Source organism: Flavihumibacter fluminis (genome assembly GCF_021491375.1).
Classification (GTDB): Bacteria; Bacteroidota; Bacteroidia; order Chitinophagales; family Chitinophagaceae; genus Flavihumibacter; species Flavihumibacter fluminis.
The window spans coordinates 895,392-909,386 of record NZ_JAKEVY010000002.1 but is presented as its reverse complement, the minus strand read 5'-3'; the positions used below and the strand labels follow the sequence as shown (position 1 = coordinate 909,386).

9 protein-coding genes are annotated in these 13,995 nt (G+C 46.7%); 2 read left to right on the top strand and 7 right to left on the bottom strand.

The genetic code is table 11. The annotated features are described in order from the left end of the window. Positions 1-41: 41 nt before the first annotated feature. The 5 genes from L0U88_RS10195 to L0U88_RS10175 all read right to left on the bottom strand — a co-directional run bounded on the left by L0U88_RS10195 (position 42) and on the right by L0U88_RS10175 (position 6,209). Entirely contained in the window at positions 42-803 is a 762-nt protein-coding gene (locus L0U88_RS10195) for a succinate dehydrogenase/fumarate reductase iron-sulfur subunit (RefSeq protein WP_234865946.1), read from the bottom strand. A 28-nt stretch (positions 804-831) separates the two neighbouring features. Further along, complete coding sequence (locus L0U88_RS10190; protein WP_234865945.1) at positions 832-2,805, bottom strand: fumarate reductase/succinate dehydrogenase flavoprotein subunit; 1,974 nt, start codon at positions 2,803-2,805, stop codon at positions 832-834. 155 nt (positions 2,806-2,960) lie between these two features. Then, positions 2,961-3,662, bottom strand: a complete 702-nt coding sequence (locus tag L0U88_RS10185) for a succinate dehydrogenase cytochrome b subunit (RefSeq protein WP_234865944.1) — start codon at positions 3,660-3,662, stop codon at positions 2,961-2,963. A gap of 170 nt (positions 3,663-3,832) precedes the next feature. Beyond that, entirely contained in the window at positions 3,833-4,255 is a 423-nt protein-coding gene (locus L0U88_RS10180) for a DUF3276 family protein (RefSeq protein ID WP_234865943.1), read from the bottom strand. 106 nt (positions 4,256-4,361) lie between these two features. Beyond that, positions 4,362-6,209, bottom strand: coding sequence for an ABC transporter ATP-binding protein (locus tag L0U88_RS10175; RefSeq protein WP_234865942.1), 1,848 nt, complete (start codon positions 6,207-6,209; stop codon positions 4,362-4,364). Positions 6,210-6,366: 157 nt separating this feature from the next. Here L0U88_RS10175 and L0U88_RS10170 point away from each other — a divergent pair, with 157 nt between their 5' ends. Both L0U88_RS10170 and L0U88_RS10165 read left to right on the top strand, forming a co-directional pair. Then, complete coding sequence (locus L0U88_RS10170; protein WP_234865941.1) at positions 6,367-8,316, top strand: peptide-N-glycosidase F-related protein; 1,950 nt, start codon at positions 6,367-6,369, stop codon at positions 8,314-8,316. Positions 8,317-8,390: 74 nt separating this feature from the next. Next, a complete protein-coding gene (locus L0U88_RS10165; protein WP_234865940.1) occupies positions 8,391-9,365 on the top strand; it encodes a sugar phosphate isomerase/epimerase family protein in 975 nt (324 codons plus the stop codon). A gap of 23 nt (positions 9,366-9,388) precedes the next feature. Here L0U88_RS10165 and L0U88_RS10160 read toward each other — a convergent pair whose 3' ends face one another. Beyond that, the gene (locus tag L0U88_RS10160) at positions 9,389-10,870 is read right to left on the bottom strand and encodes a TolC family protein (protein WP_234865939.1); all 1,482 of its coding nucleotides are present in this window, start codon (positions 10,868-10,870) and stop codon (positions 9,389-9,391) included. Next, positions 10,845-13,991 carry an efflux RND transporter permease subunit gene (locus L0U88_RS10155; RefSeq protein WP_234865938.1) on the bottom strand — a complete coding sequence of 1,049 codons (3,147 nt, stop codon included), beginning with the start codon at positions 13,989-13,991 and terminating at the stop codon, positions 10,845-10,847. The genes L0U88_RS10160 and L0U88_RS10155 overlap by 26 nt, the downstream gene beginning before the upstream one ends. Between the last annotated feature and the right edge of the window lie 4 nt (positions 13,992-13,995).

The following is a 13,995-nucleotide window of genomic DNA, read 5'->3' as shown; positions in this document are numbered from 1 at the left end:
CCGGAGCGGCCTACATATTTTCACTTTTCACGTCTCACGTCTCACTCTACTACCAATCCCGCACCAATATACTCTGCATTCAACCGCGCAATATTGGTAATGGAAATTTCTTTCGGACAAACAGCCTCACAAGCACCAGTATTCGTACATGCACCAAAACCTTCCCGATCCATCTGTGCCACCATATTCAGTACACGACTCTTGCGCTCCGGACCACCCTGGGGCAATAATGCCAGGTGAGATACTTTGGCAGAGAGGAACAACATCGCTGAACTATTCTTACAGGCTGCCACGCATGCGCCACATCCGATACAGGCTGCTGCTGCAAATGCATTATCTGCTTTGTCTTTTTCAATTGGGATAGCATTTGCATCCACCGCATTACCGGTGTTTACGGAAATGTATCCACCCGCCTGGATAATGCGGTCAAAAGAACTGCGATCCACCACCAGGTCTTTTACCACCGGGAAGGCATTTGCTCTCCAGGGTTCTACCACGATGGTATCGCCATCTTTATACGCCCGCATGTGCAGCTGGCAGGTAGTGTTCGCATGCCAGGGACCATGCGGCTTTCCATTGATATACATAGAACACATACCACAAATTCCTTCGCGGCAATCGTGATCAAAAGCAATGGGCTCTTTTCCTTCACGGATCAATTCTTCATTCAACACGTCGAACATCTCCAGGAAGGACATTTCCGACGAAATGTTTTTCACCTGGTAGGTTTCAAATCTTCCTTTCTCCTGGCTATTCTTTTGTCTCCACACCTTCAGGGTGAGGTTCATAGTATAGTGTTCCATATCAACTATGGTTGTTTAATAATTCAGATTATTTATAAGAACGTTGAGTTGGCTTGGCCACATCAAAGTTGAGTTCTTCCTTATGCAGGTTCCAGTTGTGCTCACCGGCATATTCCCAGGCAGCTACATACGAGAAGTTCGCATCATCACGCAGTGCTTCTCCTTCTTCTGTCTGGCTTTCTTCCCGGAAATGACCACCGCAGCTTTCTCTTCTGTCCAGGGCGTCAATACACATCAATTCACCCAATTCGATGAAGTCAGCAACGCGATTGGCTTTGTCCAGTTCCGGATTCATTTCAGTAACGCTACCGGGTATACGAACATCAGACCAGAATTCTTTTTTCAGCTGGCGGATTTCTTCAATTGCCTGCTTCAATCCTTCTTCACTACGCGCCATACCGCATTTGTCCCACATGATCTTACCAAGACGTTTGTGGAAACTTTCTACAGTTTGAGATCCTTTAATGGACATCAGTTGGTTGATGCGATCTGCTACTTCTTTTTCTGCCTCTACAAATGCCGGATGATCGGTTGGTATGGCTGGTGTACGAATTTCATCTGCGAGATAGTTACCAATGGTGTAAGGAATCACAAAATAGCCATCAGCCAATCCCTGCATCAGCGCTGATGCACCCAGGCGGTTAGCACCGTGATCAGAGAAGTTGGCTTCACCCAACGCATACAAGCCCGGTACGGATGTCATCAGTTCATAATCCACCCAGAGGCCACCCATGGTGTAGTGAACCGCAGGATAAATACGCATTGGAACTTCATAAGGATTCTCACCGGTAATCTTTTCATACATGTCGAAGAGGTTACCATATTTTTCTTTTACTACATCCTTACCTAACTGGGTAATCTGATCAGCAGTTGCACCCTGGATATTACGCTTGTTTACTTCTGCTTTTCCATAACGCTGGATGGCATCTGCATAATCAAGATAAACGGCCTGGCGGGATGAACCTACTCCATAACCTGCATCACAACGCTCTTTGGCGGCACGGGAGGCCACGTCGCGGGGTACCAGGTTACCGAATGCAGGGTATCTTCTTTCCAGGTAATAATCTCTTTCTTCTTCCGGAATTTCATTCGGGCGACGGGTATCGTTCTGCTTTTTAGGGACCCAGATACGACCATCGTTACGAAGTGATTCAGACATCAGGGTGAGCTTACTCTGGTGGTCACCACTCACCGGGATACAGGTAGGGTGAATCTGCGTAAAGCAGGGGTTTCCAAAGTAGGCACCTTTTCTATGGGCTTTCCAGGCAGCTGTAACGTTACTGCCCATCGCATTGGTTGAAAGATAGAATACGTTTCCGTAACCTCCGGAACATAACAGTACGGCATGACCGAAATGACGTTCCAGCTTACCACTTACCAGGTTACGAACAATGATACCGCGGGCTTTGCCATCAATTTTTACAACATCCAGCATTTCATGGCGGTTGTACATCGCAACATTACCCAGGGCGATTTGGCGCTCCAGGGCCTGGTAGGCACCAATAAGGAGCTGCTGACCGGTTTGTCCGGCAGCATAGAAGGTACGCTGTACCTGGGTCCCACCGAAAGAGCGGTTGGAAAGCAGGCCACCATATTCACGGGCAAAGGGAACACCCTGTGCCACACACTGGTCGATGATGTTCACACTCACTTCCGCCAGCCGGTGTACATTGGCTTCACGCGCCCGGTAGTCGCCACCTTTAATCGTATCATAAAACAGACGGAACACAGAGTCTCCATCATTCTGATAGTTCTTGGCAGCATTGATACCACCCTGGGCCGCGATACTATGCGCCCTGCGGGGTGAATCCTGGAAACAGAAGGCTTTCACTTTGTATCCCAGTTCCCCAAGGGAAGCCGCAGCAGAAGCACCTGCCAGTCCGGTTCCCACAACAATCACTTCCAGCTTTCTTTTATTCGCCGGGTTCACCAGTTTACAATGTCCTTTAAACTCTGTCCATTTCTGATCTAAAGGTCCGGCAGGAATTTTTGAGTTGAGCATATATCGACAATTAGATAAGTTATCCTGAAAATTAACCGGCAATTTTTGTTTGCCTCGCTTTTGTTGATTTTATTTCCCCTGTCTCACGTCTCACGTTTCACGTCTCACCTTTCACCTCTCACGTCTCACTTTTCACCTCTCACGTCTCACTTTCCTTACCCCACCCATCCGAAATACATTGCTATCGGCATGAGTGCAAACAGAAGAGAAACGAGAATAGAAAATCCATATCCCAGATTAACCAACAGCGAATTGTATTTATTGTTGTGTACTCCCACCGTGCGGAAAGCACTCTGGAACCCATGCGCCAGGTGATAGCCCAGGGAAATACAACCCAGTACGTATACAGCAATTACCCATCCCTCTGAGAATACGGCTTTCATTTCGCTGAACATATCGTGCATTTCAACTCCATTATAGGTAACTGGAGCAAGTGTATGCGTAATCCGGGCCTTTACCCAGAAATGTGCCATGTGAATGATAAGAAACAGGAGGATAATAGTTCCCAGCAGGCCCATAGCGCGACTGTACCACTTACTGCCACGATTGCCAAGGTTAACTGCATAACCTACTGAGCGGGCACTGCGGTTTTTGGCTTCCAGCATATACCCCTGTACAATGTGGAGAATGATTCCGGCAAATAATCCGATTTCAAGGATACGTATCAATACAGTTGAACCCATGAAATGGGCTGCTTTATTAAACATCGCACCATTTTCATCTGGATCAACCAGATCGGCAAAAATGGTAGCATTAATACCAACATGAATAACAAGGAAAGAAATCAGGAATAAACCGGTAAGCCCCATTACGAATTTCTTGCCAACCGATGAGGTGAAGAATTCAGACCATTGCATACGGCACTAGTGTTTATGATTTGTGCAAATTTAGCTATTGAAGGCTTCCCTTTAACAATATTGTTAAGAATTTATTGTGGTTACTACTTGTATTACAAACATTTATAACGCAAAAAAAAGCGGCCCGCAGAAAGCAGGCCGCCGTGAATAAGCAATTGGTTGGTCAAACATTACCACTTATCAACCTCTTCATCTGCGCCTGCAGATGGGGGAACACTGGATACATTGTTTACCACAGGTGCAGCAGCAGCTACGGCAACAACTTCCTGGTCACCATTTTCAAGGCCTTCCCCTTCTTCAAGGTTGTCGTGGTTATACGCATCAAAATCAAAATCGGGCATGAGATCGGTTTTCACGAAATCAACCGCCTCAGTCAATGCTTTCAAAAATTTATTAAAATCTTCTTTGTACAGGAAAATCTTGTGACGATCATACCCATTGTCATCAAATTTCTTACGACTCTCGGTAATGGTCAGGTAGTAATCATTACTACGGGTAGCTCTCACATCAAAAAAATACGTCCTTCTTTTACCGGCTCTGATGCGCTTACTGTAAACGCTCTCCATCTTTTTGTCGTTATTCTCGTACGCCACAGTTGTTGTTTTATTTGCAGTTAAAAAAATATGCTTGCGAATAATGTAGGAGCAAATATAGGGTTGTTTGTGAATTAGCAAAATTTTAGAAAACTTTTATGCAACACTAAGTGTTTTCCCGTATCCCACTTATTTCGCTTTCATCTTCTTTCTCTTCCTGCTGATGTTCATATAAATATTGATAATATTCACTTGTTTTCAGCAGCTCTTCATGTGTGCCTGTAGCCGCAATCCGGCCATTTTCCATAACTATTATCTTATCAAAGGAAAAAAGGGAAAAGATCCGGTGAGTGATAATAATGGAAGTTTTTCCTTCCAGGAAACCGGCCAGGTTGGCTATAATGGTTTTTTCAGTTTTGGCATCCACCGCACTCAGACAATCATCCAGGATAATGATCGGGGCATTTTTCAATAGCGCCCGTGCGATGCTGATCCGCTGTTTCTGACCACCGCTAAGTGTAACGCCACGCTCTCCGATCACCATATCGTATTGCTGACTGAAACTCATAATCTCCTGGTGTATGCTGGCTGCACGGGCGGCTTGTTCAACCTCCTGCTCATCTGCCTGGTCCTTGCCAAAAGCAATATTGTTACGGATCGTATCACTAAAGAGGAATACATCCTGGGGTACATAGCTGACCTTTTCGCGCAGGTGTTTCAAATCAATCTCCGTAACAGGAACAGCATCCAGGCTGATAGTTCCTGCGTTGGTATCGAATAATCGGAGCAACAACTGAGCAAGCGTTGTTTTTCCACTTCCGGTACGTCCTATTATAGCCACTTTCTCTCCCTGGCGAATCTCCAGGCTCATTCCTTTTATTGCTTTAATACCGGTATGTTCATACGTAAAGTCAACCTTATCAAACCGGATATTGCCTTTGATTTCAGGGCGCTTTGCATCAGCAGGTTGCTGTATCCTGGATTCTGTATCCAGGAATTCATTGATTCGTTTCTGGGAAGCAGCCGCCCGCTGGATCATACTGGCGGTCCAGCCAATAGCACTGACAGGAAACGTAAGTATGTTGATATACATCACAAATTCAGCCAGCATACCGGTTGTTACATTCGAACCCGGTTGCATGGCATAAATGCCACCAATCAGTATTGTCAGCAGGGTACTGATCCCGATCATCAGGGCCATGGTGGGAAAATAGATCGCTTCCATTTTAGCCAGCCCGATGGTATTCTGCCTGTACTCCTCGCTGTTTTTTTCAAAATAATCCTGCTGCGCTTTTTCCTGCACAAAGGATTTGATGACCCGGATCCCCGAAAAGGATTCCTGGGCTGTGGTAGTCAGTTTGGAAAGCAATGCCTGGATGCGTTCACTTTTGCGGTGAATGATAGTATTCACTTTGTAAATCGTGATGGCCAGTAAGGGCAATGGAGACAATACGATCAGGGTTAATTTGGGATTGGCCTGCAGCATGTACACCAGGCAGAAACTAATGGTAAAGGCCAGGTTGACAAAATACATGATAGCCGGCCCCGTATACATCCGAACCCGACTCACATCCTCGGCTATGCGATTCATAAGATCCCCGGTCCGGTTCTTTTTATAAAAGCTGAGATCGAGTTGCTGGTAATGCCGGTAAATCGCATTCTTCTGATCAAACTCGATGTGCCGGCTCATCACGATGATGGTTTGCCGCATCAGGAACATGAAGAAGCCACTCAAAATGGCAGTAGCCAGCAATACGAGTCCGCATAGTAGCACCAACTGGCCAAAATCTTTGCTGCGGGTATGTTCCACCAGGAAATAAACTACCCAGTCGTAGGTTGTTTTCTTGGCTCCCTGGTATCCCGGCAGTTGCTGCTCCACCGCATCGATTACAAACCGGGTTATCTGGGGTGCAAGAATCCTGAAATAGTTCGATAATATAATGAACAATATCCCCAGGAAAAACCGCCAGCGATACTTCCAGAGATATTGATTGAGACTTTTGAGGTGTTTCATGAAGGGGCAAAATTAAGGGAAAGGGGAGGAATGGAAGAGGGAGGCATGGAAGAGGGGACAAAGGAGAAGGGAGGATGGGGAAAGGGAAGAAAGGAGGAATGGAAGGATTGAGCAAAATAAAGGAGGCGGAGTTGGAAGGGGTTTGAGATATTGCAGCATGATGAAACGCTACTTTACTACCCTATTGTTACTGGGCACAGTTGCAGTACTGCTGTCGATGGATGCTACTGCACAAAAAACTGCGATCCAAACCATCACCACTCATGATAAGATCACAGTGGTTACCGATCCTTCAAAAGGCAGTAATACCTACCTGGGATGGGGCAAATTTCCCGCAACCAACACACCCATTCGTAAAATCCGGATGGTTGTAAAGTTTGGTTGTCCTGACACGCTCAGGTGCGCCGACTGGGATTATATGGACCAAATCCTGATCCGGCGTAAAGGGGGACAAAATGCTCCAGATCTGAGTTATGAAATCGGGCGCATGCTTACCCCTTATGGTGGCGCTTTTGGGAAGAACTGGAATTTTGAATGGGCCACAGACCTTACTGATTTCAGCCTGCTTTTGCGCGATAGCGTGGAAGTGGAATACCGGCATGCGGGTTATGAACCCAATAACGACCGCGGCTGGAAGATCACTGTACAATTTGAAATTACTCCCGGTCCTCCTGCCCTCCCACCGTTTGCCATTCATCGGATTTATGATGGGCATTATGCCTACGGCGATAGTAGCAAACCAATTGAAGCAGCACTTAAACCGGTCAGCTTTACTTCAAATTCAAAAACCCGGAATGCCCGCCTGCTGATTTACCAGACCGGTCATGGTATGGACCCCGAAGGATGTGGCGAATTCTGCAGCCGCTACCGTGAAGTACTCTTCAATGACCAACTGATCGACAAACGGGATATCTGGCAGAAATGCGGCGATAACCCCCTCTATCCGCAAGCCGGCACCTGGATAATTGATCGTGCTTACTGGTGCCCGGGAGAGCTGAAACATGCCGACCGGTATCAACTAACCATCCAGCCTAACCGAAATAATGTAGTGGACATCAATATGGAGCCTTATCAATCACCCAAGCCCAGCGCAACTGAAGTGATCTCCGCCTATGTGGTGGAATATGGAGCCTATCGAAGTAAGCAGGATGTGGCCATGGAAGATATCATCGTTCCCTCCAATAAAGACATTCATTCAAGGATCAACCCGGCTGGTGTACACCCGGTGATTGCTTTTCGCAACCTGGGTGGCGCATTGCTAAAAACCCTGCAAATCAGTTATGGTACAAAAGCCAAAGCCCGTCAGCTCTTCCAATGGAAAGGAGAATTGAAGCCAGGAGAAACTGCGATCGTGAAATTGCCTGGTATTATTGCAGCAGCTCCAGGTGAAAATGAGTTCCAGGTTGAACTCAGTCGCCCTAATGGAAAACAGGATGGCTACCTGGCTGATAACTTTATGAGCAGTGTGTTCAAAGCCATTCCAAAGCATGGCGCCAGCCTGGTATTCCAATTTAAGACCAACCGCCAACCGGAACACAATTCTTTTACCCTGACCAATTCAAACAATGAAATTGTTCAGCAACGAAAAGAAGGTGAACTGAAAGCAGATAGCCTGTACCAGGAGCAATGGCAACTGCAACCCGGAATCTATACCCTCCAGGTAAAAGACAGCGCAGGAGACGGACTGGAATTCTGGTTCAACCGCCGGGGCGGTCGCGGTTATGCCAGACTGTTAGATCACCAGCGCCGGATGTTGCACCTCTTTGAATCGGATTTCGGAAGCAGCCTGTTTTATGCATTCGAAGTGGTGCAGGATTCCACTCAACACCAGGCTTCTGTGGAAATTCCCGCTGTTGGTCTCTACCCCACTATGAGCGCAGGTCCCACTACCCTCGACTATTTCAGCAATTCCGCTGAAAAAGTGACGGTTCGATTTATATCCGATCCGGGCAACCAATTGGTGGAAGAACATGTGTATGAAAACATGAAGGAAGGAGTTTTCCAGTATGATATGAGTTATTTGCCGGCCCAGCGCTATTATGTTCAGGTATGGGTGAAAGGGAAAATGGTATTTAATAAGCGATTACGAATTGTTTTTCGTCAATAATTCCGGGACTTGTACATCGTCAATAAAAATAGTTGTAAATTCTGTCCTTATTTATCACCAACAACTCAACAAACATGCAATCGCAACGCAGACAGTTTCTTAAGTTAATGGGTGGCCTTGCCATAGGAGTTACAGGAGTATCCTGCCTGAACAGTTCGGACGAGAAAAAAAACGAGGCTGCTGAATCCGGCACTACTGAGGCTGCCAAAAAATTATTCTTTGAGATCTCCCTGGCTCAATGGTCGCTGCACAAAACCCTTTTCGAAAAGAAAATGGACAATCTTGATTTCGCCGCCAAAGCCAGAAAAGATTTTGGCATCGGTGTGGTGGAATATGTAAACCAGTTCTTCAAAGACAAGGCCCAGGACACCAATTACCTGAACGAAATGCTGAAGCGCTGCAGTGATAACGATGTGAAAAATCACCTCATCATGATCGATGGTGAGGGCGATATTGGTCACAAAGTGGAAGCAGAGCGCATCAAGGCAGTTGAAAATCATTATAAGTGGGTGGATGCTGCCAAACACCTGGGTTGTGCCACCATTCGGGTGAATGCCGCAGGTGAAGGAACAGCAGAGGAAATTGCCAAAACAGCAGCCGACGGATTAAGCCGCCTGGGTGAATACGCCGAAAAAGTAGGGATCAATGTAATTGTAGAAAACCATGGGGGTTATTCTTCCAATGGTGCCTGGCTGGCCGGTGTAATGAAGGCTGTCAACAAACCCAATGTAGGAACCCTTCCAGATTTCGGCAACTTCTGTATCAAACGCGAACCGGGCAACTGGCGCAACTGCCTGGAAGCTTATGACCGCTACCAGGGCACTACCGAACTCATGCCTTTTGCCAAAGGCGTTAGTGCCAAATCACATGATTTTGACGCACAGGGAAATGAAACCGAAACCGATTACAAGAAAATGCTGCAGATTGTAAAATCAGCCGGGTTTACCGGTTATATCGGTATTGAATACGAAGGAGAAGTTTTAAGTGAAGATGAAGGCATCCGCAAAACCAAGGCCCTGCTTGAAAAAGTAGGCAAGGAGATGGCCTGATAAATTAAATGAGAGAGGATGGCTTATTGCCATCCTCCTCCTAATGCTCTATAAAGATCTACTTTTGCCTGCATCATTTTTAAGCGGGTATCTACCAATTCCAGTTCGGCATCCAAAACCCCTTTCTGTGCTGTAATCACTTCCAGGTAATTCGCATAGCCTCCTACATACAAATCCCTCGCTGTTTGCACTGCGGTTGATAACACATTAAATTCCTTTTCTTTCAGGTAAAACTGTTGACTCAGGTTCGACCAGTTATTCATCTGTGTACTGATCTCATTATATGCGATTACCAGCGTTTGTTGGTAACCGTTAAAAGCAATTTTCTGCTCTGCCGTTGAGATATTGAAATCGGCTTTCAACTGCCGGCGATTTAACAAGGGCGCCGTTAATCCACCCAGTATTCCCCAGGTCAGTGATTCAGGATTGATCCATTTGGACGTATTATAAGTATGCAATCCAATCATGGGTTGCAGGGTCAGAGCTGGCAGGAATGCAGCACGGATGGCTTCAATATCACTCTTTGCTGCCTGCAGTTTCAACTCCGCTTCTTTTATATCCGGGCGATTTAACAATACGTCACTTGGAAATCCAACGGGTAAGGGAGATGGAGTAATATCCTGAAAGGAGAACTTCTGCCGCTTTATCGGTTGATCATACTGGTTAGCCAGTACACTCAGTTGATTTTCGATGGATACAATCCGCTGTTTCATCATCCACTCGAGTGATTGTGTACGATACAACTGTGCTTCAAACTGTTGTACTGCCAGTTGGGTAGCGCGACCACCCTCCTTCTGTACTTTCACCACTTCCAATGCCTGTTGCTGCAGTTTGACGTTGTTCTGGATGATATCCAGTTCAATATCACTGGCGGCCAGCTCATAATAAAGAGATGCCACCTGTGCCACCAGTTGCGTTGTAAGATAACGTCTGCCATTTTCAGCTGCCATCAGCCTGGCGATGGCGGCTTTTTTCTGGGCTTTCAGTTTACCCCAGATATCAATTTCCCAGTGACTCCGAACTCCTACAAATAAGTCGGGAACCGGGTTTGGTACGATTTGTTCTTTGCTGAGATTGGGCGAGAGATTCATGTCCCAGTTGCCCACTCCATTCATTGTATACTCACCAAAGCGATCCAGTCCGCCACTTAACACTCCCTGGAAAGAAGGCAGAAAGGCGGCTCTGCGCTGGTTCACCAACTGGTTCATGATTTCCACCCGCTGCAGAGCAATCTGCTGATCCGGATTATTTTTTAATACGGTATCAATCAGTTCTAATAACAAGGAATCACTGTAAAAAACATCCCAGTGAAAATTACCCGCGGAGGTACTGTCCATCATGGAAGCACTGGTATCCGTTTTAGGCAGAAACTCTGGCGGTAAAGGTTTCACATCCGGTAAAGCCGGAGGAGCCGCCACCTTGCAGGCAGCCATAAAAAGGACTGCCACAAGGGTGCTACCAAGGAGGTTCATACTTCGTTTATGCATCACCGTCAATTGTTTCATTTTCTGTATTTTTTTTCTTAACCGGCGCTTTGAGCAAACTCGCAAAGAGCACATACAATCCAGGTATCACCAGCACACCAAAGAGTGTACCGATCAACATACCACCAGCAGCCGCAGTACCAATGGAACGGTTACCCATAGCACCGGCACCGGAAGCAAGACAAAGCGGTAATAAGCCCGCTATAAATGCAAAGGAGGTCATTAGGATTGGACGCAAGCGCGAAGCTGCGCCTTCGACTGCCGCCTCCAGTACAGAGCGCCCTTCTTCCCTGCGCTGAATCGCGAACTCTACAATCAGGATGGCATTCTTTCCAAGCAGACCAATCAACATTACCAGGGCAACCTGCGCATAAATATTGTTTTCCAGTCCGAGTGCCCATAAACCAAAAAAGGCTCCGAATATCCCGGCAGGTAAGGACAACAACACCGGTAATGGCAAGAGGAAACTTTCATATTGAGCTGCCAGCAGCAGGTACACGAAGATCAGACAGATCAGGAAGATATAAACAGCCTGGTTACCCGAGAGGATCTGTTCACGTGTCATACCACTCCATTCATAACTGAATCCGCGGGGTAAATCAGCAGCTGCTTCTTCAATCGCTTTGATCGCATCGCCACTACTGAAGCCTGGTTTTGAATCTCCCGTAACCATCGCGGAAGTGTACATGTTATAGCGCGTCAATTGTTCAGGTCCATATACCCTTTCAAGTTGAACAAACGTAGAATATGGCACCATCTCACCCTGGTTATTCTTCACATAGAGCTGAAGAATATCATCCGGATTTTTGCGGTATTGCGGATACGCCTGCACCATTACTTTATACATCTGGCCAAAGCGGATAAAGTTGGTGGCATAATAACTACCCAGCAGGGTTTGCAATGTACTCATCGCATTGTCCACTGTTACCCCTTTTTTGGCGGCCATTTCATAATCAATATGAATCAGGTATTGCGGGAAACTGGGGTCAAAGCTGGTGAAAGCCCCACTTATTACCGGAGAACCTTCCAGCTTTTCAATCAACTGGTTGGTTACCGCGGCAGTTTGTTGCAGATTGCCGGTTCCGGTTTTATCCAACACCCGGAATTCAAATCCACTTGCGTTACCGAAACCCGGTACCGTTGGCGGAGGAAAGAATTCTATCTGCGCATCCTTGATATGTTTGGTTTTGGTAACCAGCTCCTCCATCATGTCCTGTACAGATTCTTTTCGTTCATCCCAGGGCTTGAGGTTGATCATACCCATACCATAGGAAGCTCCTGCCACATCGTTCATAAGGCTGAATCCCGCAAGGGTAGCGATGGTTTCAACAGGCCCAAGGTCATTGGCTACTTTCTGAATTTCATCCAGCACTTTTTCGGTACGTTCAACAGTAGCACCAGGCGGTGTGGTTACATTCACATAAATCATACCCTGGTCTTCTGTAGGTATAAATCCGGATGGCAATACTTTGATGATACCAAACGTCAGTACACAAAAGAGCAGGAAAAGGGAGAAGGTCAGTACCCGTTTGCCAGCGATCCGCTGAATCAGCCTGGAGTACCAGCGTTCTGTTTTATCATATTTATTGTTGAAGCCTTCAAAGAATCGCCCCAGCAGGTTGCGCTTTTTCACTTCATCATGACGCATCAGCAAAGCACAAAGTGCCGGAGTAAGCGTTAAGGCATTCACACCCGAAATCACAATTGAAATAGCAAGCGTAATAGAGAACTGGCGATAGAATACTCCCACCGGTCCGCTCAGGAACGCAACCGGAATAAACACCGCAGACATTACCAGAGTAATCGCCAGGATCGCACCTGTAATCTCTTTCATCGCCTTAATGGTAGCTTCCAGTGGTGGCAGGTGTTCCTGTGTCATTTTAACGTGCACCGCTTCCACCACTACAATCGCGTTATCCACCACAATACCAATCGCCAATACCAATGCAAAGAGTGTAAGGAGGTTGATGGAGAAGCCAAATAGTTGCATAAATGCCAGGGTACCGATAAGGGCAACCGGCACAGCGAGTGCGGGAATCAGAGTAGAACGAAAATCCTGCAGGAAGATAAACACCACGATAAACACGAGGATAAAGGCTTCCAACAGGGTCTTTAGTACTTCATTTATCGAAGCATCCAGGAAACGAGATACATCATAAGAGATATTGTATTCCATTCCCGGAGGGAAACTGGTTTCCTTCAACTCAGTCATCCGGTCTTTTACCGCCTGAATTACATCCCGTGCATTGGAGCCCGGGCGCTGTTTCAACATGATGGAAGCAGCAGGACGGCCATCGGTCTTTGACACCATGCTATAGGTCATCGCTCCAAACTCCACGTCTGCAATTTCTTTCAAACGCAGCAGGGATCCATCTTCCTGGGATCGAATTACTACTTCCGCATATTGTTTGGGTTCGAAAAATTTTCCGGTATAACGCAAAACGTACTGAAGCGGTTGGGTCTGCTTACCGGAGCTCTCTCCCACTTTACCAGGAGCAGCCTCAATATTCTGGTTGCGCAATGCCTGCACCACATCATCGGCTGATACATTATAGGCCAGCATGCGATCAGGCTTTAACCAAACACGCATGGAATATTCCTTCTGACCCATGATCTCAGCAAAACCAACCCCATCAATTCGCTTCAGTTCCTGAAGGATATTGATATCGGCAAAGTTGTAGATAAAGTCTTCGTCTGCTGCAGGATCAGAACTCATCAGGTTGAGGTAAAGCAACATACTATTTACTTCCTTCTCCGTCGTAACACCGGCTTTGATTACTTCTTCCGGTAATTCATCGAGGATAGTTGTTACCCGGTTCTGCACGTTCACTGCTGCCAGGTCAGGGTCTGTGCCCACCTCAAAGTATACCTGGATCAGCGTATTACCATTGTTACTGGATACGGAAGACATATAGGTCATGCCCGGCACACCATTGATGGCACGCTCAAGTGGCGTTGCCACCGCTTTCGCACATACTTCGGCGTTAGCACCTGTGTACTTGGCACTAACAACCACGGAAGGTGGTACGATATCCGGAAACTGGGTTACAGGTAGTGTAAATAATGCCAGCAAACCCAGAAGCGTTATCAGCAGGGAAATAACCAGCGACAATACCGGTCGCCGGATAAAAGTTTCTACCATTATT